Below are 23876 nucleotides of genomic sequence, written 5' to 3' on the forward strand. Positions count from 1 at the left end.
GGTATCTTCCACCACCTGATCACCCTGCCGACTTACCACACCGCTGCGCTGTCTACCGACAACCTGGCGAAAGAGTACTTCGGTGAGCAGGGCATGCTGGGCTACGTCGCTGGCGTACAGCGCAAAGAGATCCGTCAGGGTATCGCCTGCGTTAAGCACCAGAACATGGCCGGTTCCGATATGGGCGATGATCACAAAGAATACTTCGCCGGTGAAGCCGCACTGAAAGCCGCGGGTGAAGACAACACCATGAACCAGTTCGGTTAATATCTGACCTGACAAGGTGATAAAAAAAGGGACGCTTCGGCGTCCTTTTTTTCGTCTGTTAACAGCGATTCTGGCGGTATCATTGTGATGATCAGAACAGTATTAATCCGCTACGCAGTTGAATAAGCATCAGAGGATACCTGCCTGGAATTAACCACACAGAATGAACTGCCGGGAATAAAGAGCCCCCTTTGATCTGGATTAAACCGTCCTTAAACATTCTCAGCCAACTGCTTATTGCAACAACCTGAATGATGCTTTTGCTGCTACTCACTTTTAAAATAAAAAAAGCTCAGACATATTACTGCCTGAGCTTTTTCCCCGACACTGAAGCAGTGCCGATTAATAACGCAGATTACCCGATACTGAACAGAAACAGTTTCAACTGCTACTTTTGTTGCCCGAGAATATAATCGCGGTATTTCATATCCTCCTCGAGGATATGCTGCCGCAGCCAGCGTTGAAGATAACCATTGACAGAATCACCGATAATGAATGGACTCTGGGGAAAGCGGGCATAGGTCGAGCGTATAGTCTCCAGCCACTCAACAAAGCTTTCATGCTGTTTCAGATGTTCCTCTAAACCGGGAAAGTCTGCGTTTTTCATATACACCTCCTCCCGGCTAAAATGACCACGGGTATAGGCCTTCAGACGATCCAGGATGGAGTTGATATAATCATGACTCATATCCGCTGAATCAAGCTCATCTATCAGCGCAAACAACCCTTTATGATCATCATCAATATTGTGATCCCCAACACTGAGATCACTGGTCCAGTTAACATTCATAGCTGATAACTCCTAAAGCAGGCCGAGAGCCAGCATGGGGAAAGCGATAATCAAACCCAGGCGTACAATATCTGACAACACAAACGGAAAGACTCCCTTAAAAATATCCTTTATCGGGATATCGGGCGCAACCGATTTTATGACAAACACATTCATACCCACCGGAGGGGTAATTAACCCCAGTTCAACGGTAATTACCGCAATGATACCAAACCAGATCGGATCAAAACCGGCGGCTTCAATCAGCGGGTAAACAACGGGAACGGTCAGCAGCAGCATGGCGATACTGTCCATCACACACCCCAGCAGAATGAATAGCAGCAGTACACAGAACAGCACCATATAAGGTGTCAGATGCATACTATCGACAAACTCAACCAGCGAAAAGGAGATACGGGAAACCGAAAGGAAGTAGCCGAATATCTCCGCCCCAATGATCATAAAGAAGATCATCGCAGACATAAACAGCGTTTCTTCAACCGATTCCTTAAACTGCTTAAAGCTCATTCCCCGCAACAATGCAATCACGAAGGTCCCGGCAGCGCCTACTGATGCAGCCTCTGTCGGTGTAAAGAAACCGGTATAGATACCACCAATTATCAGAGCAAACACGCCGGTAAATGGCACCAGACCTTTCAGGCCGATAATCTTTTCAACAAACGTAGTTTTAGCGCCCGGCTGCGCCAGATTAGGAAACAGCATCACCACAATAGCAATGGTTACACAGTAAAGACCCAGTCCCAGCAGACCGGGAATCACGCCTGCGATAAACATATCACCAACCGACTGTTCCGTGATCAACGCATAGAGCAGCAACGCAATTGATGGCGGAATCATAATACCCAGCGTACCACCAGCTGCCAGGGTGCCGGATGCCAGCGATTTTGCATAACCATTCTTTTCCATTTCAGGCAATGCTACCCGCGACATACTCGCGGCAGTCGCCATGGATGAACCCGAAATAGCTGAGAAAATCCCACATGAAGTCACTGCAGCCAGAGCCATCCCCCCTCTCCAGCTACCAAACAGAGTGCGGGCACCTTCAAACAGTTCCTGAGACATTTTTGCCTTTGAGGCAAACACCCCCATCAGGATAAACATAGGGATCGGGCTGAAACTATAGTTAGACAGGGTTTCGAACGGACCACTGTCAAGAATAGAGAGCGCAGGCTCGAACGCAACGATCCAGCCAAAACCGACAAAGCCAGTCAGCGCCATCGCGAGGGCAATTGGCATACGCAGTGCAATCATCCCCAGCATGCTGAAAATACAGATTAAACCGATGATTGATCCGCTCATGACTGATGCACCTCTTTACGAAAGAAAAACAAACGAATACTTATCAGGAGTGCCGCGAGTGCTAGAAAAGCAGTCGCAAAAGAGGTTATAGCGTAAAGATAACTCAACGGAATCAGCAGGTCCTGAGTGGTCTCTCCAGACATTTCCGCCTGTCCTATCGCATGATAAAAACGATAACTCATCCCCCCACCCAGCATGACAAAACCAAGCATATAAAAGCCTTCAAGCCATGCCTTCATTCGGGACGATAAATTTTCGGTAAACAGGTCAACAATTACCTGGGAACGACCCACTGAATATGGCAATGCAAACACCACCATCAGCAACAAGCCATACTTAATCAGCTCTACCCCACCGATAAAGGTCAGGTCTACTGAGCCTCCGGTTGCTTTAAACAACGCACGGGCCAGAACATCCGCGAGGGTGATGAACATCATTGAAACAAGAATAGCACCGCTGATCACATGCATGGCATGGGTAATACGATCAAACAGCCGGCTGAAAGCCATCATAAGGCACTCCATTTAACTGAGTAGTAAGGCTGGGCTAACAGTTAAAGGCAGCTCCTGCCTGACTCATCCAGATGATAAGTCAGACAGGAATCGCACATTAATTACAGGTAGCAGCGAGTTCGTTCGCGCGGGCATAGACTTTGCGTGCTGGCAGCCCTTTGGCTTCCAGCTCAGACAGGTACTCTTCGATCGCGCCATCGATAACCGGTTTCCAGTCCGGGTTTGAGATGCCGCCTTCGACGGTATAGATCTTATCGCCATTCGCTACCGCCTGAGCACGCCCTTTCACATCCAGGTCATCAAACACCCTGGCTGCACGCTGCGCCCACTCAGCGCCGGAATTATCATCCAGCACTTTCTGCAGATCAGCAGGCATGCTGTTATATACATCTTTGTTCATGGTCATCAGGAATGACAGCGTATACAAACCACCCACTTCGGTATGATTAGGCGTCAGCTCATTAATACGGAACACCAACTGACCTTCCCATGGCAATGAAACACCATCAATAACACCGCGCTGAACGGACTGATAAGCCTGTGGTGCAGGCATACCAACAGGCTGCGCGCCGAGGCCTTCCAGAAGTTTTGCCACCACAGCTGTCGGGCGACGGATACGCAACCCTTCAAAGTCAGATGGTTTCTGAATCAGTTTTTCGGTGGTATGAATATGACCCGGGCCATGAGTAAAGAAGAACAGTGGGTGCGTTTCTTTATACTCACTGGCAATCAAACCTTCATCATAAAGTCCCTGAATAATACAGGAGCCATTTGCCGCATCTTTGGCAATGCCAGGCAGCTCAACCACCTGAGTCAGCGGAAAACGGTTAGCGGTATAACCCTGAATGGTCATGGTTACATCAGCGATACGGTTCTTAACCGCATCATACTGTGCCGGTGGCTTTGCCAGGGTTGATGAAGGGTAAACTTCAACCTCAATACGGCCATTTGAATCGGCTTTGACTTTATCCGCCCAGGCCTGAGCAATCAGCTTATGCTGACCTGCTACAGGAGGGAAGAAGTGCGCAAGGCGCAGTGTGTATTCAGCAGCTTGAACGGGCGCCTGAATGATCAGGGCAGCCGTTAACGCCATTGCTGTTTTCAGCAGGGGCTTTTTCATTTAAGACTCCTCAGTAAAATTTTTATAAACGCTTTATATTTTTATTATGACGGCCACGCGGGCACAGAACCGTTTTGAAAAAAGATTAAACGAACTCCTCGGTATCAATCTCTGCCTGGGTTGCCGGGTTATAACGACTCCCCGTGACGGTGCTCTGATTGATAATCTGGTCGAGTTGCAGGAAAGCTTCAGCGCTCAGCTGCAGATCCACAGCACTGATATTTTCTTTCAGATGATCAGGGTTCGTAGTTCCCGGAATCGGGATAATATTTTCATCACGCCCCAGCAACCAGGCGAGAGAGAGCTGCGCCAGGGTCATCCCTTCGGCTTTAGCAACGCTCTCTACGCGGTCCAGAAGTTGTAGGTTTTCAGCATAATTTTCCGGATAAAAACGCGGCATTCCGCGACGGATATCCCGCTCTTCAAGGGCATTCACATCCCGCAGCTTTCCAGTCAGAAACGCTCTGGCTAACGGACTGAACGCAACAAAGGTTGCACCCAGTTCGCGACAGGTATCCAGCACAGCAATCTCTGCATTACGGGTCCACAGGGAATATTCAGTCTGCACCGCCGCAATCGGATGCACTTTACTGGCTTTCCTGAGTGTCTCTGCGGAAACCTCTGATAACCCAACATCACGAATTTTGCCTTCTGAAACCAGATCAGACAGTGCTCCTACACTATCTTCAATGGGTACATTCTTATCCCAACGGTGCAGGTAATAGAGATCAATCACATCGGTTTGCAGCCGGCGCAGACTGTCTTCACAGGTCTTTTTGATCATCTCAGGACGACCATTAATTTCACGCACGCCCGCATCGTTTTTAAACATGCCGCATTTACTGGCCAGCACAAAATCGTTACGACGCCCTTTTAGCGCCTTGCCCAGTAAAATCTCGTTATTACCGAAGCCATATAACGCTGCGGTATCGAGCATGCTGTACCCCATGTCGAGAGCCTGCAACAGAACCTGCTCTGCGTCCTTCTCGGAAGGTGGCGTACCATAAGCATGTGACAGGTTCATACAGCCCAGCCCTATCGGCGAGCATTCGAAAGAACCGAGTTTACGGGTATTCATGAAGACAACCTCTCCTGCTTTAATCGTGCTTTGGGTTTACTCTGCCGCTGCCAGACATTTCTCCAGCTGGTCGAGGGTTTCCATGGCAGGGTAGCACTGGCTCAGGCTGGAGTTGGGCTCACGGCCCTCGCGAATAGCCGCAAAGAACTCACGATCCTGCAGCTCAATACCGTTGAAAGAGACCGCTACGCCAGACAGATCAACCGGATTACCTTTACCATCTTCAAGATCATCATAACGGGCAATATAAGTGCCGTTATCACAGATGTAACGGAAGAAGGTTCCGAATGGACCATCGTTGTTGAATGACAGAGACAGAGTACACAGCGCGCCACTGGGTACTTTCATACCGATACTCATATCCAGAGCGATCCCCAGATCTGGGTGAATCGGTCCCTGCATAGCCTGAACCTGACTGGCGGTTTCACCTGTCTGATACTGGAACAGATCAACCGTATGACAGGCATGGTGCCACAGCAGGTGGTCAGTCCATGAACGGGGCTCGCCTTTTGCGTTGGTATTCGTACGACGGAAGAAATAGGTCTGTACATCCATCTGCAGGACATTAAGCTCACCTGCCTGAATCTTATTGTGGATCCACTGGTGGCTGGGGTTAAAACGACGGGTATGACCGGCCATTGCTACCAGACCGGTCTCTTTTTGCAACGCGACAATCTCTTTGGCATCTTCAATATTGTCTGCCATTGGGATCTCAGTCTGAACATGCTTACCTGCTTTGAGGCACTGTTTTACCTGAGCGGCATGCACCTGAGTAGGAGTCGCCAGAATAACGCAATCCACATCATCCCGGGCAAGGCTTTCAGCCAGATCAGTGGTGTAATGAGGGATGTTATGTTCAGCAGCAAACGCTTTAATTTTCTCTAAATTAGAGCTGCCAACAACAGAAACAACCTCGGCATCTTCAATAGCACGGATCGCTTCCAGATGTTTCATACCAAAAGCGCCTGCAGCGCCGGCAATACATACTCTCATTGAACTTTCTCCAATTTTTGTCTTCTTTGCTTCTCAATGCAGAAGCAGCACAAATATGATCAACAGAACTTACTGACTCTATACATAACAAGCTAACACCGGTTATCAGAACAGGATAATTAAATAACCGGTAATATTATTCATTTTTTGCATAGAATCAGTTTTATCACTGATCATCAAGATCGACCCCATGGTCTGTATCGCTGAGCAGATTTATGAATACAGACTGCGTAGTTGTTGGCTTCCAGTTATTCCTGACACTGATACCTATAGGCCTGTATGCGTGCTCAACCTCATAAGGAACTGTCTTAAAAACGCCTGTAGAAAGCTCATGCTGAATCTGATGCTCGGATATCATTGTCAGGCGATCACTACCCATCAGCAGCGAACGAACCAGAATCTGAGAACCGGTTTCCACCAGCCGGGAGGGCACGTCTAACCCCGCTTCAGTGAACGTTGACTCAAAGATAGCCCGTGTTGGCGTGCCTTTTCCCGGCACCACCCATGGATATTTTTGCAGCGTTTCCAATGACACATTGCGATCACTACAGAGAGGATGACCCGGCCTTGCGACTATCTCAACCGGGGAGGAAAACAGTTCCTCCTGAATCACATCATCAGCGGGTACGGGAAAGCGCAACGCACCCAGCAGCAGATCGATATCGCCATGCCGCAGATGGTATAAAAGATCATCATAGGGGCCATCGTTAACCCGGATTCTGAAATCGGGAAAACGCTGGGAAAACTCTATAATCGCCTTTGGCAACAGTGATGTCCGCGCCAGGGGCATACTACCGATCACCAACTGCCCCACTTCCCGGTTATGCAGTGCATCGACCTCATCCCGGCCCTGACTAATTTCCGAAAAGGCCAGTTTACAGGCGCGGGCTAATGCCCTGGCCGCTTTGCTTGAACTGATACCGGTGCTGGTCTTCTCAAATAAAACCACCCCCAGAAGCGCTTCCAGCTCTCGCGCAGCACGGTGTAGCGAAGATTGAGAGATACCCAGATTCCGACCTGCAATACTAAAGTTGTGAGCCTCGGTTACCGCAATAAGCGCCCGCAACTGAGTCGTTGTCAACATCTGTAAAAGGTGCGCTGGCTGGGACTTACTGCCCCCCAGCCTGACGGCTCCCCGCAACCCCTCAAGCACCATATCCAGCGCTCGCTGAACACGAAGCGCAAACACCTCACCGGACTCACTGACATACATACCATCACTGCGGCGACTGAACAGCGAAGCACCCAGTGCAGTTTCAAGCTTTGCAATCGCCTGAGTTATTGCAGGCTGCGACAGGAAGACGCGCTCTGATGCTTTACTGATACTTTTGCACTCGACAACCTCCAGAAAAACCCTGAGATGCCTTATATTTGGTATTTCAAACACGTATACCGCCCTCTGAAAAGTGTTCACTAAAACATAGTCTATCTCAAAAACTAATACCATAACTTTAAAAACTGAATAGCCACAACCGGGTCGTTCAGAATACCTTTAAGCTATGTTTGCCCGTTTTGCTAAGTGGAACCATCCTGTCTGGTAATCCCCTTTCAGGTTTTTCCTATAGGTAAATCAGGCGCACCACTATAAACAAGGTATGAGAGAACCGAAGATGATTATCGACTGTCATGGACACTACACCACAACGCCTCCAGGCGTTGGCGAATATCGTGAGCAGCAAAAAGCGGCTATAGCTAAGGACCCATCATTCAAAGGTGAGAAAGGCAAGGTCGTCGTCAGTGATGATGAGATCATCGAAAGTATCGAAAAAAACCAACTGCGCCTGCAGCAGGAACGTGGAACCGATCTGACTATTTTCTCTCCCCGTGCCAGTTGGATGGGTCACCATATCGGCAATGAATACACCAGCCAGTACTGGACCGAGCATCAGAATGATCTGATCAAACGGGTCTGCGACCTGTTCCCGAAAAACTTTGCCCCGGTTGCGCAGTTACCACAGTCCCCCGGTGTTGATCCGGCAAAATCAGTTGCCGAGCTGGTACGTACCGTTGAGCAGATGGGCTTTATCGGTTGCAACCTGAATCCAGATCCTTCCGGTGGTCACTGGCAGGATGCCTCCCTGGCGGACAGATCCTTTTATCCATTGTATGAAAAGATGTGTGAGCTGGACGTACCCGCGATGATCCACGTGAGTGCTTCCTGTAATGACTGCTTCCACACCACTGGATCTCACTATCTGGGGGCAGATACAACCGGCTTCCAGCAGTTGGTGATGTCCGATGTGTTCAAAGACTTTCCTGAACTGAAAATCATCATCCCCCACGGTGGTGGTGCAGTGCCTTACCACTGGGGTCGTTTCAGGGGCCTTATGCAGGATCAGGGTTATGAGCCGCTTGAGATCTCAGCACTGAAAAACATCTATTTCGATACCTGTGTTTATCACCAGAAAGGTATCGATCTGCTGCTGGATATTATTCCAACAGAAAATATCCTGTTCGCTTCCGAGATGATCGGTGCGGTACGCGGCGTCGACCCGGAAACCGGTCATTATTTCGATGACACCAAGCGGTATATCGATAACAACAGCAAGCTCTCAGCGGAACAGAAGCAGATGATCTTTGAAGGCAATGCCCGCCGGGTATTCAGCCGTCTGAAAATTGTCGAGTAATCAAAGCGCGCCCGATACAGGCCTGATGATTTAGGAGAACAGTTATGCAAGAGAATGTTGTTGTACAAAATATTGAGCGCGCCGATCCCGCTATTATAGAAGCGCTCGGCAAGTGTGGCGTTGCGACGGTACATGAAGCACAGGGCCGCCGTGGCCTGCTGGCCGACCACCTGCGCCCGATTCAGATGGATGTTACTATTGCCGGTTCTGCTATCACCATCTCCGGAGCGGCAGGCGATAACTGGATGATGCACGTTGCGATTGAGCAGTGCCAGGCGGGCGATATTATGGTGTTTGCCCCGACCTCCCCGTCTAATTTTGGTTTTTTTGGTGATCTGCTGGCGACCTCTGCACAGGCTCGTGGAGTCGTCGGCCTGATCATTGATGGCGGTGTTCGTGATACCCGTGATCTGCGTAAGATGAACTTCCCGGTCTGGTCAAAACATGTTTTCGCCCAGGGCACCATCAAAGAAACGCTAGGCTCAGTTAATATACCAATGGTCTGCGCAGATGAGATCGTCAACCCGGGCGACATTATCATCGCCGATGACGACGGTGTGGTGGTGGTTCGCCGTGAAGAAGCAGAAGAGGTTCTGGCGGAAGCACTGGCTCGGGAAGCACGGGAAGAGGAAAAGCGTGTACGTATGGCAAATGGTGAGCTGGGACTGGATATCTACAACATGCGCCCACGTCTGAAAGAGAAAGGACTGAAATATGTCTGATTCAGCACGCTGTATGTGGATGCGGGGGGGGACCTCTAAAGGGGCCTACTTCCTCGCAGAAGACCTGCCATCTGATACCACAGAGCGGGATAACTTTCTGCTCAACATTATGGGCTCACCGGACCCGCGTCAGATAGACGGTATCGGCGGCGCTGATCCGTTGACATCAAAAGTGGCGGTGGTTAAGAAATCGCAACGCCCCGGCGTCGATGTTGATTATCTGTTTCTGCAGGTATTTGTTGACCAGGCGACCGTTACGGATGCCCAGAACTGTGGCAACATTCTCGCGGGTGTCGGCCCGTTTGCAATTGAGCGCGGCCTGGTCGATATCAGTGGGGATCAGACCTCCGTAGCCATCTATATGGAAAATACCGGTCAGATCGCCATTGAGGAGGTGCACACCCCCAACGGTAAAGTCAGCTATCGGGGTGATGCCTGTATTGATGGTGTTCCGGGAACATCCAGTGCCATCCCTGTCACCTTCCAGGACACTGCAGGTTCAAGCTGCGGCGCCCTGCTGCCAACCGGTAATCAGGTTGACATCATCGATGGTGTCGCGGTGACCTGTATCGATAACGGTATGCCGGTCGTGGTCATGAGAGCTGAAGATCTGGGTATTAGCGGCACGGAATCCCGGGAGCTGCTGGAGCAGAATGAAGCGCTTAAATCCCGCCTCGAATCGATCCGCCTGCAGGCGGGCCCAATGATGAATCTGGGTGATGTCACCCACAAATCGGTACCTAAAATGAGCATGGTCAGCCGGGCGACTCAGGGCGGTTCAATCTCGACCCGCACCTTCATCCCCCATCGCTGCCACGCTTCGATCGGTGTACTGGGTGCAGTCAGCGTTGCGACAGCCTGCATTCTGCCGGACTCTCCGGCACATGCACTGGCGGACATACCCGAGGGCTCGACTAAAACGATGCCGGTTGAACATCCGATCGGTGAGATGACCGTGATTCTTAAAATGAATCAACAGGGCGATGCAGAAAGTGCTGCGATCTTACGAACCGCCCGTAAACTGTTTGATGGTGAAGTGTTTGCGGACTGATTCGCTGAATCAAAACTTTGCCTACTGAGTCTTTCCAACATAAGAACAGGATTAAATAATGGACGCTGATTACCTTCCATTCCATGACAGCCCCAGCAAGCCAGAGTTTAAAGCTCCAGCCGGGGCAGTCGATGCTCACTGTCACGTATTTGGACCCGCGGATAAATTCCCCTACCACCCAAAACGTAAATACACCCCCTGTGATGCATCTAAAGAACAACTCTTCGCCCTGCGGGACTATCTTGGCTTTGCACGCAATGTCATCGTTCAGGCTTCCTGCCACGGTACTGATAACGCGGCCCTGATTGATGCGCTGAACACAGCCGGAGAGCTGGCACGTGGTGTAGCCGTTGTTGATCCGGCTATCACAATGGAAGAGCTGCAGGCGATGCATGAGGCCGGCGTTCGTGCGGTTCGCTTCAACTTCGTTAAGCGGCTGGTCGATACCACCCCCAAAGAGGTCTTCCTCAGTGTTGCTGAGAAGATCAAACAGCTGGACTGGCATATCGTCGTTTATTTTGAAGCGCCAGATCTGGCAGATCTTATTCCGTTTCTGAAGCAGCTGAACACCACCATCGTCGTTGACCATATGGGCCGTCCCGATGTTGCAAACGGTGTTGACCACGAAGATTTTCAACGGTTTATCAACCTGATGGCTGAAAACACTAATATCTGGACTAAAGTCAGCTGTCCTGAGCGTCTGACTCAGCAAGCTCCTGACTACAGCGATGTCGTTCCATTTGCCCGCACCCTGGTTGAGAAGTTTCCAGACCGGGTTCTGTGGGGCACCGACTGGCCGCATCCCAACATGAAATCCCATGTGCCCGATGATGGCAAACTGGTTGACGTTATCCCACTGATTGCACCAACAGCAGAACTGCAACAGGCGCTGCTGATTGATAACCCGATGCGTCTGTACTGGGATAAATAATCTCTTTCAGCAAAGCATCAGGGTGACCGAATCATCCATGTCCCTCACTGATGCAATTAGCATCAGTGACAAAGGCCTCATTCAGAGGCCTTTTTATCACCTTCCCTCCCCGCAAAACTGTTTATGGTGATGGTATTTCTCACTACCCGAAAACACTGCAGGCAGCTATATCAAATTTATTCAGTAAACGGGTAAGGCAAAATCTATATCAGCAGCGGCTGAACACATGAGATGACCGGAGGCTGCCATAACGTAAGAAGCTAACAGTCTGCCGCTTTACTCAGCCGGTTTACGATGCGTTTCAGCAACGGCTTTGACCACAAACGCACTGCCCAGCAGCCCAAGAAAACCAATACTACAAGTGGCCACAGCTAAACCGGCCAGCTTGACCATAAAACCAATGATCAACGGCCCTGAGGTCACCCCCACATCGGCAAACAATCGCCAGATGCCGATAAAGCCTCCACGGTTTTTCTGAGGCGCCAGATCTGAGCCCATAGTCATAATAACGCCTGCGGAAACACCATTACCCAGGCCCATCAGCGAAGCGATCAGGATGAGGCTCCACAACCCCTCGGCTAACGGCAACAGGCTGATACTCATACCCAGCAGTACAAGACTGGTGATAAAGATAGGTTTACGGCCAATACGATCACTCAGACTACCGGCCGGATAAAACAGCAGCGTGTCAATGATGGCTCCCGCTGAGATGGCAATACCGATACTGGTTTCATCCAGCATCAGGGCCGCCCCTGTCAGAGGCAGCAGAAGCGCCCTCGAAGAGCGCACCAGCATGAGTGCAAATGAGGCAACACCCGCCGTCATAAACACCTTACGGTTATCGATAAGGGCATCACGCAGTGCAATAACGCTGTGACTGTCATGCCCCTGAGGTTTTGTATAGGAAACCCAGCGCACAACACACAACACTACCAGCAACGAGCAGATAGCAAACACTGCCAGTGTTACCTGATAGCCCTGTGCGGCAATTAGCATACCTGCCAATAACGGGCCGATAACATTACCCAGGCGAATGGTTCCGGCAGACAGCGCCATCACTCTGCCCCGCTCTTCAATAGACGAGGCGTCGGTAATAAAAGAGATACGCCCCACCAGCCAGCTACCATGTGCCAGGCCAAGTAGCAGTGCTGTTGAGATTAATACAGGCATCGTCGGAAACTGAGACATCAGCAGCAGTGCTAGGACAGAGGCAAACGCGGCACCAAGCATTACCCGTTTATCACCGAATCGCGCCAGCAGCAATCCAGCAGGCAGATCCGCCAGCATCATCCCGATACCTTTCAGGCCAATAATCATCGCCGATTGTGCCAGCGTTCCTCCAATAGCCAGCACATAAAGTGGTAATACAACCAGCATCGCCTGCTGCACAATGGACACAATAGCAGAGGGGCAAACCACTGGCAGAAAAAACTTACGCAGTATTCTGGTCACAATAAACCTGTCTTAAAGAGATTGAAGCGGTGAATGACAAAAGCGGAACTGAGTGACAATTATAGTGAGCTAATCAGGGGGAGACGAATCATTCTATGTCGATAGCAATAGAATAATTCGAATAGCTATCGTCCAGCCCTCTTCAACCCCACCACTATTGACTGGTTGACCGACCCACTTAAAATAATGAATTTTTCTAATCTTTCATTCAAATAATACTCGTTTGTATGGTGTCATACCAAAGTCTAAAATAGCCTCTATCTTAAACATTTAAAGGAATATGACCATGAGCAAGTACATATATACCGATCAATCTGCTGATTATGACCTGAATAAAATTGTTGCAGAAGCTGAGCGCATGCGTGCAGAATATCTGCTTGAAATGGTTTCTTATATCGCTAAAAAAGTGACCAACCTGTTTTCTGCTGAACTGCCTGAATTCATTCCAGGACCACTGGCTCACCGCTAAGAGAGCCAGTCGTCTTCATCACTCAGCTGATAAACGCTCCACAATAATTTTCAACTGTTCATCCGGCGCTATCGCCACATCCAGCGTGATATACGCTATGCCCTTTTTCTGCAGTTCTGAGACACAGTCACTGGCTGGCTGCCACCCCTTTCCAGTCAATTTAATAACAGCATCAGCCCTGTTTTTCTCTGCCAGCGCCAGCAACTCACTGGGATAGTGAATTTTTGCGCCGTTCATCAGGTTGAGGTGATTCCACGGTTCTTCATCGATAAAAGCCAATAGGGAAAACCCACCACGTTCAAGCAGGATGGTTGACAGATGATGGCTATGGTAGCCAGTATCGATCATGATCAGTTTTTTCAAGCTCTGTTTTTTCAGTCGACGGAACCAGCCTGACACAGTGGAACTCCGCCTCAGATCAGCCCATTAAGCGCTTCTATCCCTGCTTCAGCGCACTGCAGATCTTCTGGTACTTTGCCGCCGGCAACGCCCACAGCCCCCACCACACTGCCATCCACCAGCACCGGCAAACCACCGCCGAACAGTGCCACTTTTGGGTGTTGTGCTAAACCATTCGCAACAATGGGTCTGCCCTCCAGCAGTTCCGCCCACTTCTCAGTTGGCGATCTGAAATTTGCAGCGGTGTATGCCTTTTTCTCAGCGAAATCCATCGCCGGTAATGGCGCTCCTGGCTCACGCAGTGACACCAGACGATTACCGGCACTATCAACCACCACCACATTTACCTTGATCCCCAACTGATTACCGTGATTAATCGCAGCCCGGGCGATCACCAGAGCGGCATCCAGTGTCAGTGATGCCTGCAGATAGGTTTTACTCATCATATTCCTGCTATTTCGTTATTTTCGTGTTTCGGGAAACTATAGTGTATCGATTGTATAGCATCTCAGATTGCACACGTTAACACCCATCTGTTTTCTTTGAGCACTATTCAGTTTTTCGATAACAATTGCTTCTGTAAAATGCTTTACTCTATTATCTGCAACGACCAGAAACACAGGAATAAAGATGACCCAGGTAACGACAGAGATCACCGCCTATCATGCACACGTCTACTTCGATGCCAACAGTCTTAACCAGGCGGTTGAGCTGTGCGAAAAGGCCCACGATACACTGGGGGTCGCGATGGGCAGAGTACACCAGAAACTGGTAGGCCCGCACCCTGAATGGAGCTGCCAACTCTCCTTCAGTGCGCCAGACATCGGCAAGGTTCTGCCGTGGCTAATCCTTAATCGTAAAGGACTGACTGTCTTTATCCATCCGGTTACCGGCAACGACCTTGACGACCATACCAAATATATTATGTGGCTCGGCGACAGTAAGCCCCTCAACATCGAACAGTTCCTGCAATAACTTATTTCACCGGAACTGCAGATTTGTACTAGGCTGACCATACAGGGTTTAATTGTTAAATAAGCGATGAAAACGATAACAGCCGAGGACATCCATACCCGCCTGCCCCAGGAAAAAATACGTCAGGGGTCTCTGTTTGGAGCGCTCACCGATGACTGTATTAACTTTATCCTCGAGCAGGGGCGGATACTTGAACTTGCCAGCGGAGAGAAGGTATTTAACGCCGGCGATAGCGGCAATGCTTTCTATGTCGTTCTGGAAGGCAGCCTCAGCTTTGTCAAACTCCACGATGGCAAGCGTTATAACACCCGCGATATCGGTTTTGGTGAAGAGGTTGGCTTCGTTGCTATGATCGCCCTGCACAACCATGCAGGCTATGCCGTTGCCAACTGTGACAGCCGGGTGCTGGAGATCAGTTCTGATCTGTTTGCCCGGGTTCATGAAAACTATCCCTTTGACTTTGGCATTATCACCCTGAATCTGGCTCGCGATATGGCCAGAAATATCCGCAAACTCAGCAATGCGCTGGTCGAAAACGCGATCAAATACTGAGCGCCATAGAAAAGCCCCTGCAAACAGGAGCTAAAGAATCGGTTGAAGAGCATGGGATAAAGCCCGATAGCGGTAAACAGAAGCGCTTAACCCTTCCTCAATCGCAGCAATTCCAATTAAATTAAAATCTTACAAAACAAACATAACTATATAATTTAAAAGAGAATTATAAATTAAGTTCGCTATCTTCCGGCATACGCTGCGCTTCAATCTCTTCGGTAATCCGTTCTACCTGTTTTTCCGCTTCCAGACTGCTCGATTCAAAGCGGGCAAGGTGATACAGGGCATCCCCTTCATTAACGACCGGAATATTGTTCTGTCCGATAATAATACCGGAATTAGGTGCGACCACCTCCTCTTCATGAGCCCCGAAAGGCGATGCAACCACCCCCATGATCTGTCCCTTGCTAACCCGTTGACCAACCGAAACCACTGACCTGAAAACACCATCGGAATTGGCCCGAATCCAGGCTGAAGAGTGGGCAACCACAGGTGCAAGCACTTTTTTAGATTTCTTCAACGGTGGCAACATTTTCAGGTAGCGGACAACGTTTAACACACCGCGGATCCCTCCCCGGATCGCCCGGTCATCAAACCTCAGTGCTTCCCCCGCCTCATAAAGTATCAAAGCGATATCTGCTTCATCAGCACACTGGCGCAGCGAACCATCCCGTAACTTTGAATCAATGATCACCGGTGCACCAAATGCATCCGCCATCTCTTTTGCCACCGGGTTGTCCAGATTTGCCCTGATCTGCGGCATATTGCTGCGGTGAATCGCCCCGGTATGCAGATCCAGCACATGGGTACAGTGACTCAGAACCTGCGTCCTGAAGATGTAGGCAATCCGACTGGCAAGTGAGCCCTTCTCACTGCCGGGAAAACAGCGATTAAGATCGCGCCTGTCCGGCAGATAACGGCTTTGATGGATAAAACCAAAAATATTAACCACCGGCACAATAATCAGCGTCCCGGCAATGCGGTGCAAAGATTTATACTTCAAGAGCTGACGACAGATCTCTACACCATTGAGCTCATCACCATGAATTGCAGCACATACCATTAGTGTTGGCCCGGCGCGGCGCCCATGAATCACCTCGATATCCAGATCCAGATGGGTATTGGTATACAGACGAGCCAGATCGACATGAATCGTTCGCCGCTCGCCCGGCTTTACAATACAACCGGCAATCTCAAGCGGTTGATTCAGTTGCGCCATAAAGTATTATCCTTTGCCCCGTGTGCGTGTGCGGGTCGCTTTTTTCTTTTCTGCAACACTTTTCTCAATAAAGGTGATTATGCTGTGAGCCACATCCTTGCCGGTAGCCCGCTCCACACCCTCCAGGCCTGGACTGGAGTTTACCTCCATCACCAGCGGCCCCCGCTCAGAGCGCAACAGATCGACACCAGCAACATTTAATCCCATGGTTTTAGCCGCCAAAACAGCTGTCGCACGCTCCTGGGGAGTGATTCTGACCAGTGAAGCCGATCCGCCACGATGCAGGTTAGAGCGAAACTCACCCTCTTTGCCCTGACGCTTCATTGCCGCCACCACTTTATCGCCGATAACCAGACAACGGATATCCGCACCGCCAGCCTCTTTGATAAACTCCTGAACCATAATATTGGTTTTCAGCCCCATAAAAGCCTCCAGCACACTCTCGGCAGCCTTTCTGGTTTCGGCCAGGACCACACCGATCCCCTGAGTACCCTCCAGTAGTTTGAGCACCACAGGGGCACCACCCACCATATCCAGAAGATCGGGAATATCACTTGGTTTACTGGCAAACCCGGTAACCGGTAAGCCAACTTTCTTGCGCGATAACAACTGCATTGAGCGCAGCTTATCCCGGGAGCGGCTGATCGCTACAGACTCGTTCAGCGGGTATACCCCCATCATTTCCAGCTGACGTAGCACAGCGGTACCATAAAAGGTTACCGATGCACCAATCCGGGGAATAACCGCATCGAAGCTGCCCAGATCCTCACCTTTGTAGTGAATACTCGGTTCTTCAGAGTTAATGTTCATATAGCAACGCAATACATCCAGTACCCGGACTTCATGACCGGCAGCCTCTGCTGCCTCAATCAAACGACGCGTAGAATACAGAGACGGATTGCGCGATAAAATGGCTATCTTCATTATAAAACCTTACTGTTCAGGCGGATGAATGCCTTGTGAAATTAAATATGCGCCTTCAGGATCTATCAGGAAGCGGCCGTTCATCGCCGTTCTGCCCAGTAACATTCTGAATCGCATTGTGTCTCTGTTAGTCAGTGTCAGCTCTATAGGGTATTGCTGATCACCAATTACAATATCAGTCAGTATGACATAGCGCTGACTCTGATGCCCCCCCGAGTCGGTGACCGTGCGTATATCCTGCACTGGAGCCTCACAGCGAATAACCGTATCGGGATCGTACTGATTTGGATGCACATCAAAGCTCACCCAATCCTGGCCCTCTTTCTGAAACGGCTCAAGCCTGAACGTATGTAGCGCAGAGGTGCGGGCGCCAGAGTCTACCTTGACCTTGATCTGATCAATGCCAAGCCCCGGCAAAGACACCCACTCACGCCACCCGATAACCGGTTTATTCTCGCTATTCAAGATCGCATCTCCTTCACTCACCAGTCAGTTGAGCATAATCAGAGGTCTTAAAATCAGATCATCCGGTTACGTTAATCCACCAGAACCTGGCGCCAGCACGTTAACCGATGACGATATACACCATTATTCAGCAAACAGATAGTCCACTGATGAAAGTTATGAATAAACAGTGACTTTCCTGCCCCTTTATAAAACTTTATCTTCCTGGGCGGGTCAACCCATTACTTGTGAAGGCTTTATGCCGCTCTGATAAATACCTCAGGCGGATACGCGCACAGACTGTGCAATTGCAGTATGAATACCTGCGCTACCCGGTATAATCAAAACCTGTGTTTTTTACCCGCGCCAAAATACGGACGACGATTTTAATGCGCCTGATACTTCTGTTACTGCTCAGCAGCCTCTCTCTACAGATTATGGCTGGCAATCTCGCTATCACCATTGAGGGTGTAAACTCAGAGCAGGAAGTCAATATCCGCAGCATGCTGAGCATCGAACAGTTCAACAATAAAGAGGTCACCAATCCTAGTCGGTTACGCTACCTGCATAGTCAGGCAGACAGTGAGATCAGGACAGCACTGCAGCCTTTTGGTTTCTACAGGCCGCAAATTAAAAGCCAGTTAAACAAAACAGATCAGGACTGGGTCGCCCGTTACAGCATCACCCCCGGTAAGCCAGTGCTGATATCAAAGCTGGATATACAGCTAAACGGTGATGCCAGCAACGACAAATCCTTTAAGCAGCTACTGGCAAAAAGCCCCCTGCGTCAGGGCCTACCTCTGATTCACAGTCAGTATGAACAGCTGAAAAAACAGCTCAGTTCACTGGCCGTCGAACGGGGATATTATCAGGCAACCCTGACGCGTCACCGGGTGGAAGTGAACCTGTCCGATTATTCGGCAACGATTATGCTTTACTTCGACAGCGGCCCCCGCTTCAATATTGGTGAAATATCTTTTGCCCCCAACCCCTTTGACGATGATTATCTCAGATCCTATGCCACTTTCTCATCCGGAGACCCGGTGCAGAACAGCAGCCTGATCGACCTGCAATCAGCGCTGATCGATACTGACTATTTTCAACGGGTGGAGGTCAGGCCGCTATGGAACGAGATGAGCGACACTGAAGTCCCCGTTTACGTTGATCTGCAGCCCAATAAGAGAACCAAATATCACCTGGGCCTGGGTTATGGCACCGATACCGGCGCACGGGCGAAGCTGGGTATGACAAAACGCTGGGTTAATCGCCAGGGTCATCAGTTCCATACTCAGCTGCTTACCTCAGAGATTATCACCAATCTCTCTGCTGAATATTCGATTCCGGGTAAAAACCCCCGTCAGGACCGCTACTCCATCCTCTTCAGCCTGCTGGATGAGAACTCCGACAGCGTTGAAACACGCAATTACTCTATTGGCGTGTCGCGGCAGAAACAACTGGGAAGCTGGCAACAGGTGATGGCCCTGAATTATCAACAGGAGGAATCAACCTTTAGTGGCGAGACGGACACCTCCTACTTTCTGATCCCACAGATCAACTACAGCACCCTATCCACTGAAGACCGTTTACATGTAAAAAATGGCTACAGTCTCTCTGCACAACTGCGTGGCAGCAGCAAAGCGGTGATATCAACCGAAGATTTTGTCCAGACCCGCCTCAGTGGCAAAGGAATCTATAGCTTTACCGATAAGTTTCGCCTGCTCACCCGGGCTGAAGCCGGTACCACCTGGGTCGATAACTTCGACGCCCTGCCCGCCAGTCTGCGTTTTTTTGCCGGCGGCGACAACAGTGTCCGGGGCTACGATTACAAAAGCCTGGGGCCACGCAATGACAGTGGTGATGTTATCGGGGGTCGCAACCTGCTAGTGGGCAGCCTTGAGGTTGATTATCGTTTTAAAGAGAACTGGGGAGTGGCGGCGTTTATCGATAGCGGAAATGCGTTTAATGATACCCGACTCAGTCTGCATACCGGTGCAGGCATCGGTTTGCGCTGGTTCTCTCCGGTAGGGCCGGTTCGTTTCGACCTGGCAGTTCCTCAGGACAATGGTGACGATAACAGCATTCACCTGCATTTTAATCTGGGGACCGATCTGTGAGCCCATCTGGAAAATCAGCTCAGTCAGAGTCTTCAACTGAACAGCAGCCTGCGCCATCAACTGATCAGCAACATCGGCCAAAGCGGATACGTCGCCTGTTCCGGATGCTATTGATACTGCTCATGGTGTTCGCTCTGCTGGCAAGCGCCACACTCCTCTACTTCACAGCAACGACCAGCGGTCTGCGGCAACTGATCGCCATAAGCCAACAGTGGCTGCCGGGCAAATTAGAGGTTCAGCAGATTGAGGGCTCAATCCTCAGCCAGCCCGATCTTAGAGGGATCGCCTATAGACAGCCGGACACAGAACTGCGTTTCAACCGCATCTCACTGGACTGGCAACCATCGGCACTACTTACCGGCCAGTTGCACATTATCAGGCTGGATATTGAGCAGCCGGTCATTACAACGACAAGTCAGGCCACAGCGCCCCCTGATAAAAATCAAACGACCGACCTGGCTCTGGAAGATATAACCCTGCCTTTGACGCTACAGATTGATGCGTTAAATATCAGTCAATTAAGCCTTATAAACGCTGTAAAAGAAGATGATCAGCCAGCAACCACAACTAACGTTTCAAGCGCTTTCATCAGTGTCCATACCTCGGACGATACACTGTTCATTGATCAGTTTAAGGTTGTCACCCCGCAGGCCCGGATGCTAATCAGTGGTCAGCTTCAACCCAATGGCCAGTTCCCGCTGGAGCTGAACACCCAATGGAGTTTAACCCTGCCTGAGCAGCAACCGCTGTCGGGCCAGGGCAACATAACCGGAACACTCAAGGGAGATAGCAACACCCTGAAGGTTGAGCAGACACTCAGCGGATTAATCAACACGGAGCTTTCAGCATCGCTGCAAAACCTGCTGAAAAAACCACAGGGAGAGCTGACTTTACAGCGTATAACAACTGATCTGGGGCAGTTTACCCCGCAGTTAAGCGATAGTAACCTGAGCGGATCGGTAACCGCACACGGCAGTGATGACCAGCTTAAACTCAATAGTCAGCTAGAGACAAAGTTGCCTGAAGTCGGTGCGATACAGCTCTCACTTCAACTTCATTTTGCAGACAACACGCTGCAGATTGATCAACTGAATCTGATCCAGACTGAACCGTTACAGGGCAACCGCCGCAATCCGCTAATGCTCCAGTTAACCGGTAAAGTGGCTGTAACCAGCGAACCACTCAGCTTTGATATACAGGGGCACTGGAATAACCTGCGCTACCCTCTTCAGGGGGAGGCAGCCTATTTAAGCCCCAAAGGCGAGCTTCAGGTCAGTGGTGATCTGCAACACTATCGGTTTACCCTCAACAGCGCTTTTGCAGGCCCCGCCATCCCTCCAGGTCAGTGGACGCTGACAGGCAGCGGTAACAGTGAGGGGCTAGAGCCTTTTTTGCTGACAGGAAAAACACTGGAAGGCAGTGTCAGGGTCAGTGGTAAAGTCCGTTGGCAGCCGCAACTGAACTGGAATCTGAAAGCCAGCGGAAAACAACTGAACCCCGGACAGTTCTGGCCGGAATGGCCCGGCAAGCTGGACTTTCAGGCAGCGGTCACTGGCAGTCAGCCCGCAGCGGAACCGCTCAGAGTTGAGCTACTGCTTGATTCCCTCAGCGGGGTGCTGCGCAATGAACCCCTCAGCAGTCATGGCAAGGTCACGGTTAACGGTAGCGACATCAATATCGCCGATCTTCGTCTGAACATAGCCGCTACTGCCATTCAGGCCAGCGGAACGATAGATGAAGAGCTCAACCTTTCCTGGTCTGCTCACTCGCCCAATCTGAACCAGCTGCTGCCCAGTCTGCAAGGCAGCCTGGATGGTAAAGGCACGTTAACCGGTAGCCAGAAAACGCCGCACCTTATCGCCACCCTTGAGGGGCAGAATCTGGCATATGATACCTATCAAGCCAGCCACTTAAACGCAGACCTGGATCTGAACCTCAGCCCGGAAACCCGTTCACATATTCGGCTCAGCGCTGCACAGCTCAATATCGCTGGCAACCAGTGGCAAGAACTTAACATCGCTGGTCAGGGGACGCCTGATAAGCACCAACTGACACTGACAACCGATAAGGGCCCCGCCGACCTTGAACTGGCGCTCAGTGGCCAGTGGAAAGAGGAGCAGTGGCACGGAACCCTGAACACACTTAACCTCATTCAGCCGCAACTGGGCGGCTGGCAGATTCAGCGCCCGGTGGCTGTGACACTGAGTTCCACTGCGGCACACCTTGATAGCCTCTGCCTCAACTCAACCATCAAAACCGACAGTTCCCTGTGTGCCTCAACCGATTGGTCAGCGACCCAAGGGCTTGAAGCAGCCATCGATACGAAACAACTCTCGCTGACCCACCTGCAGCCCTGGATACCAACTCAGGCGGCATTACAGGGTTATCTGGAGTCTGATCTGAAGTTTTCACAAGCACCGGGCCTGGCACCGGAAATTAAAGGCTATGCAGTTCTGAAAGATACCGAGCTACTGCTCGAGGAGGATGACCTTAAAATACGTGCTGACGATATTACCCTGCGTATCCAGGGTCACAACAATCAACTCAGAGCAGGTCTGAACCTGCCACTTCGGTATCCTACGGGAAAACTTTCAGCACAGGTCACCGTTGATGATCCTTACCATAGCAGAAAGCTTAATGGCGATCTTAACCTGTCCGTGGATGACCTTAAATTCATCTCCCTGTTCACACCGCAGCTTCAGGCGATCACCGGACAGATCAGTTCGCAACTGGCGCTGAGTGGAACGGTAGACAAACCCGGTATTGAGGGACATCTGACCCTCAACCATGCCAGTGCGGACCTGCCCGCGCTGGGTATAAGCCTGCAACAGATCAACCTCGATGTAACTGGCGAACCCGGTAGCAACACTTTGCTGATTAACGGCGGAATGCAATCCGACAATGGCCCTGTTGAGCTGCATGGGCAGTACAACCCGGTGGCCGATAGCGGAGAGTTGACTCTGGAAGGCACACGTTTCAAAGCCGTTGCCACCGAGGAGATTCAGGCGTGGATATCCCCCTCTGTTAAGCTGAACGTGACCCCGGATCAGATTGTATTGCGAGGCGAGATTAAAATACCGGAGGCCAGTATCAAGCCACCCGAGATCGAAGCGACCTCGCCGGTATCGGATGATGTAGTGATTGTCGACCCGAATCACCCAGACACGCCCGGGGCGACCCACAAACGCAATCTGGATGCCCAGATGCGAATTACCCTCGGGGATAAGGTCAACCTGGAAGCGCTGGGGTTTGAAGGACGCTTATTGGGCAGTGTACTGATTGAGGATGATGGCCGACAGGTCATGCGTGCCACCGGCGTTATGCAGGTAGCTTCGGGTCAGTACCGCCTCTATGGGCAGGATCTTAATATTGATCGCGGCAGCCTGGTCTACAGCGGAGGTCCGGTGGACAACCCCGGGTTAGATCTGCGAGTGTCGCGACAGGTGGAGGATATCACTGCCGGTGCAAAAGTATCCGGAACCCTGAATGATCCCCGTCTCTCGCTGTTCTCCGAACCGGCCATGCCGGAAAGCAGCCAACTCTCCTATCTGATGTTTGGTCACGCGCCAGGCGCTGGCGGCAACTCGATGAGTGAACAGGAACTGCTGTTTAAAGCCGCATCAGCTTTAACCCTGAAAGGCGGCAACACAATCGCTGAGCAGATATCAGAAACCTTTAATATCGACGAACTGGGGGTTGCCGGAGGCGATACTGCGACCGATACATCGCTGTATATTGGCAAATATCTGTCGCCCCGCCTGTATGTTAAATATGGGGTTGGACTGCTCGAGCCGACGCATACATTCTTTATGCGTTATCGTCTCAATGATGCCTGGAGCGTGGAAACCCAAACCGCCACAGAACATAACGGCGGTGATATTATCTACACAATGGAGCGATAATCTGAGGAGCGTTAATCTGAAGACAGGATCCCCGAC

22 protein-coding genes and 1 pseudogene are annotated in these 23876 nt (G+C 50.6%); 10 read left to right on the forward strand and 13 right to left on the reverse strand.

Annotated features, from left to right (window positions below; translation table 11 throughout):
* Nucleotides 1-267: pseudogene (locus BMY09_RS05900) on the forward strand (isocitrate lyase); the annotation flags it as partial.
* 388 nt (nucleotides 268-655) lie between these two features.
* Here BMY09_RS05900 and BMY09_RS05905 read toward each other — a convergent pair.
* From BMY09_RS05905 to BMY09_RS05935, 7 genes are all read right to left on the reverse strand, one after another.
* Nucleotides 656-1057 carry a bacteriohemerythrin gene (locus tag BMY09_RS05905; protein ID WP_091355305.1) on the reverse strand — a complete coding sequence of 134 codons (402 nt, stop codon included), beginning with the start codon at nucleotides 1055-1057 and terminating at the stop codon, nucleotides 656-658.
* A gap of 12 nt (nucleotides 1058-1069) precedes the next feature.
* Entirely contained in the window at nucleotides 1070-2356 is a 1287-nt protein-coding gene (locus BMY09_RS05910; protein ID WP_091355307.1) for a TRAP transporter large permease, read from the reverse strand.
* Nucleotides 2353-2868, reverse strand: coding sequence for a TRAP transporter small permease (locus tag BMY09_RS05915; protein ID WP_091355310.1), 516 nt, complete (start codon nucleotides 2866-2868; stop codon nucleotides 2353-2355). Before BMY09_RS05915 ends, BMY09_RS05910 begins: the two co-directional genes overlap by 4 nt.
* Before the next feature lie 97 nt (nucleotides 2869-2965).
* Nucleotides 2966-3988, reverse strand: a complete 1023-nt coding sequence (locus BMY09_RS05920; protein ID WP_091355313.1) for a TRAP transporter substrate-binding protein — start codon at nucleotides 3986-3988, stop codon at nucleotides 2966-2968.
* Between the two features lie 85 nt (nucleotides 3989-4073).
* Nucleotides 4074-5066, reverse strand: coding sequence for an aldo/keto reductase (locus BMY09_RS05925; RefSeq protein WP_091355316.1), 993 nt, complete (start codon nucleotides 5064-5066; stop codon nucleotides 4074-4076).
* 36 nt (nucleotides 5067-5102) lie between these two features.
* Nucleotides 5103-6059: a Gfo/Idh/MocA family oxidoreductase gene (locus BMY09_RS05930; protein ID WP_091355319.1), complete on the reverse strand. Its 957-nt coding sequence runs from the start codon at nucleotides 6057-6059 to the stop codon at nucleotides 5103-5105.
* Nucleotides 6060-6225: 166 nt separating this feature from the next.
* Nucleotides 6226-7446 carry a LysR family transcriptional regulator gene (locus BMY09_RS05935; protein ID WP_091355322.1) on the reverse strand — a complete coding sequence of 407 codons (1221 nt, stop codon included), beginning with the start codon at nucleotides 7444-7446 and terminating at the stop codon, nucleotides 6226-6228.
* Nucleotides 7447-7669: 223 nt separating this feature from the next.
* Between BMY09_RS05935 and BMY09_RS05940 the strand changes: the two genes are divergently transcribed.
* The 4 genes from BMY09_RS05940 to BMY09_RS05955 are packed head-to-tail and all read left to right on the forward strand — an operon-like array spanning nucleotide 7670 to nucleotide 11390.
* Nucleotides 7670-8686: an amidohydrolase family protein gene (locus tag BMY09_RS05940; protein ID WP_091356221.1), complete on the forward strand. Its 1017-nt coding sequence runs from the start codon at nucleotides 7670-7672 to the stop codon at nucleotides 8684-8686.
* 44 nt (nucleotides 8687-8730) lie between these two features.
* On the forward strand, nucleotides 8731-9408 hold the full coding sequence (locus BMY09_RS05945) for a 4-carboxy-4-hydroxy-2-oxoadipate aldolase/oxaloacetate decarboxylase (RefSeq protein WP_091355324.1): 678 nt from the start codon (nucleotides 8731-8733) through the stop codon (nucleotides 9406-9408).
* Nucleotides 9401-10459, forward strand: coding sequence for a 4-oxalomesaconate tautomerase (locus BMY09_RS05950; RefSeq protein ID WP_091355327.1), 1059 nt, complete (start codon nucleotides 9401-9403; stop codon nucleotides 10457-10459). The genes BMY09_RS05945 and BMY09_RS05950 overlap by 8 nt, the downstream gene beginning before the upstream one ends.
* A 58-nt stretch (nucleotides 10460-10517) precedes the next feature.
* Nucleotides 10518-11390, forward strand: a complete 873-nt coding sequence (locus tag BMY09_RS05955) for an amidohydrolase family protein (RefSeq protein WP_091355329.1) — start codon at nucleotides 10518-10520, stop codon at nucleotides 11388-11390.
* A 276-nt stretch (nucleotides 11391-11666) separates the two neighbouring features.
* Here BMY09_RS05955 and BMY09_RS05960 read toward each other — a convergent pair whose 3' ends face one another.
* The gene (locus BMY09_RS05960; protein ID WP_091355332.1) at nucleotides 11667-12842 is read right to left on the reverse strand and encodes an MFS transporter; all 1176 of its coding nucleotides are present in this window, start codon (nucleotides 12840-12842) and stop codon (nucleotides 11667-11669) included.
* A 286-nt stretch (nucleotides 12843-13128) separates the two neighbouring features.
* On the opposite strand from BMY09_RS05960, the gene BMY09_RS05965 reads away from it, so the two are divergent.
* Nucleotides 13129-13311, forward strand: a complete 183-nt coding sequence (locus BMY09_RS05965; protein ID WP_091355335.1) for an RSP_7527 family protein — start codon at nucleotides 13129-13131, stop codon at nucleotides 13309-13311.
* Between the two features lie 18 nt (nucleotides 13312-13329).
* Here the strand turns inward: BMY09_RS05965 and BMY09_RS05970 are convergent, their stop codons facing one another.
* Entirely contained in the window at nucleotides 13330-13710 is a 381-nt protein-coding gene (locus BMY09_RS05970) for a hypothetical protein (protein WP_091355338.1), read from the reverse strand.
* Nucleotides 13711-13724: 14 nt separating this feature from the next.
* Nucleotides 13725-14153, reverse strand: a complete 429-nt coding sequence (locus BMY09_RS05975; protein ID WP_175483453.1) for a GlcG/HbpS family heme-binding protein — start codon at nucleotides 14151-14153, stop codon at nucleotides 13725-13727.
* Nucleotides 14154-14340: 187 nt separating this feature from the next.
* On the opposite strand from BMY09_RS05975, the gene BMY09_RS05980 reads away from it, so the two are divergent.
* Together BMY09_RS05980 and BMY09_RS05985 are read left to right on the forward strand one after the other, a co-directional pair.
* Nucleotides 14341-14685, forward strand: a complete 345-nt coding sequence (locus BMY09_RS05980; protein ID WP_091355344.1) for a DOPA 4,5-dioxygenase family protein — start codon at nucleotides 14341-14343, stop codon at nucleotides 14683-14685.
* Nucleotides 14686-14751: 66 nt separating this feature from the next.
* Entirely contained in the window at nucleotides 14752-15237 is a 486-nt protein-coding gene (locus BMY09_RS05985) for a Crp/Fnr family transcriptional regulator (RefSeq protein ID WP_091355346.1), read from the forward strand.
* 166 nt (nucleotides 15238-15403) lie between these two features.
* Here BMY09_RS05985 and BMY09_RS05990 read toward each other — a convergent pair whose 3' ends face one another.
* Genes BMY09_RS05990 through BMY09_RS06000 form a run of 3 tightly spaced genes read right to left on the reverse strand, consistent with a single transcriptional unit; the run spans nucleotide 15404 to nucleotide 17845 of the window.
* Nucleotides 15404-16456, reverse strand: a complete 1053-nt coding sequence (locus tag BMY09_RS05990) for a succinylglutamate desuccinylase/aspartoacylase family protein (RefSeq protein ID WP_091355349.1) — start codon at nucleotides 16454-16456, stop codon at nucleotides 15404-15406.
* Nucleotides 16457-16462: 6 nt separating this feature from the next.
* Nucleotides 16463-17380, reverse strand: coding sequence for a 30S ribosomal protein S6--L-glutamate ligase (rimK, locus tag BMY09_RS05995; protein ID WP_091355352.1), 918 nt, complete (start codon nucleotides 17378-17380; stop codon nucleotides 16463-16465).
* A 9-nt stretch (nucleotides 17381-17389) separates the two neighbouring features.
* Entirely contained in the window at nucleotides 17390-17845 is a 456-nt protein-coding gene (locus BMY09_RS06000; protein WP_091355355.1) for an ATP-dependent zinc protease family protein, read from the reverse strand.
* A 368-nt stretch (nucleotides 17846-18213) separates the two neighbouring features.
* Here BMY09_RS06000 and BMY09_RS06005 point away from each other — a divergent pair, with 368 nt between their 5' ends.
* Nucleotides 18214-19938, forward strand: coding sequence for an autotransporter assembly complex protein TamA (locus tag BMY09_RS06005; protein ID WP_091355357.1), 1725 nt, complete (start codon nucleotides 18214-18216; stop codon nucleotides 19936-19938).
* A complete protein-coding gene (locus tag BMY09_RS06010) occupies nucleotides 19935-23840 on the forward strand; it encodes a translocation/assembly module TamB domain-containing protein (protein ID WP_091355359.1) in 3906 nt (1301 codons plus the stop codon). The genes BMY09_RS06005 and BMY09_RS06010 overlap by 4 nt, the downstream gene beginning before the upstream one ends.
* Nucleotides 23841-23876 lie beyond the last annotated feature (36 nt).

The organism is Amphritea atlantica (assembly GCF_900111095.1).
Classification (GTDB): Bacteria; Pseudomonadota; Gammaproteobacteria; order Pseudomonadales; family Balneatricaceae; genus Amphritea; species Amphritea atlantica.

What these genes read in the sequence shown, in the direction of transcription:
- BMY09_RS05980 (WP_091355344.1), top strand. Translation starts at nt 14,341, where the DNA reads ATGACCCAGGTAACGACAGAGATCACCGCCTATCATGCACACGTCTAC.
- BMY09_RS05955 (WP_091355329.1), top strand. Translation starts at nt 10,518, where the DNA reads ATGGACGCTGATTACCTTCCATTCCATGACAGCCCCAGCAAGCCAGAG.
- BMY09_RS06005 (WP_091355357.1), top strand. Translation starts at nt 18,214, where the DNA reads ATGCGCCTGATACTTCTGTTACTGCTCAGCAGCCTCTCTCTACAGATT.
- BMY09_RS05925 (WP_091355316.1), bottom strand. Translation starts at nt 5,066, where the DNA reads ATGAATACCCGTAAACTCGGTTCTTTCGAATGCTCGCCGATAGGGCTG.
- BMY09_RS05985 (WP_091355346.1), top strand. Translation starts at nt 14,752, where the DNA reads ATGAAAACGATAACAGCCGAGGACATCCATACCCGCCTGCCCCAGGAA.
- BMY09_RS05945 (WP_091355324.1), top strand. Translation starts at nt 8,731, where the DNA reads ATGCAAGAGAATGTTGTTGTACAAAATATTGAGCGCGCCGATCCCGCT.
- BMY09_RS05990 (WP_091355349.1), bottom strand. Translation starts at nt 16,456, where the DNA reads ATGGCGCAACTGAATCAACCGCTTGAGATTGCCGGTTGTATTGTAAAG.
- BMY09_RS05940 (WP_091356221.1), top strand. Translation starts at nt 7,670, where the DNA reads ATGATTATCGACTGTCATGGACACTACACCACAACGCCTCCAGGCGTT.
- BMY09_RS05975 (WP_175483453.1), bottom strand. Translation starts at nt 14,153, where the DNA reads ATGAGTAAAACCTATCTGCAGGCATCACTGACACTGGATGCCGCTCTG.
- BMY09_RS05950 (WP_091355327.1), top strand. Translation starts at nt 9,401, where the DNA reads ATGTCTGATTCAGCACGCTGTATGTGGATGCGGGGGGGGACCTCTAAA.
- BMY09_RS05920 (WP_091355313.1), bottom strand. Translation starts at nt 3,988, where the DNA reads ATGAAAAAGCCCCTGCTGAAAACAGCAATGGCGTTAACGGCTGCCCTG.
- rimK (WP_091355352.1), bottom strand. Translation starts at nt 17,380, where the DNA reads ATGAAGATAGCCATTTTATCGCGCAATCCGTCTCTGTATTCTACGCGT.
- BMY09_RS05905 (WP_091355305.1), bottom strand. Translation starts at nt 1,057, where the DNA reads ATGAATGTTAACTGGACCAGTGATCTCAGTGTTGGGGATCACAATATT.
- BMY09_RS05965 (WP_091355335.1), top strand. Translation starts at nt 13,129, where the DNA reads ATGAGCAAGTACATATATACCGATCAATCTGCTGATTATGACCTGAAT.
- BMY09_RS05915 (WP_091355310.1), bottom strand. Translation starts at nt 2,868, where the DNA reads ATGATGGCTTTCAGCCGGCTGTTTGATCGTATTACCCATGCCATGCAT.
- BMY09_RS05930 (WP_091355319.1), bottom strand. Translation starts at nt 6,059, where the DNA reads ATGAGAGTATGTATTGCCGGCGCTGCAGGCGCTTTTGGTATGAAACAT.
- BMY09_RS05910 (WP_091355307.1), bottom strand. Translation starts at nt 2,356, where the DNA reads ATGAGCGGATCAATCATCGGTTTAATCTGTATTTTCAGCATGCTGGGG.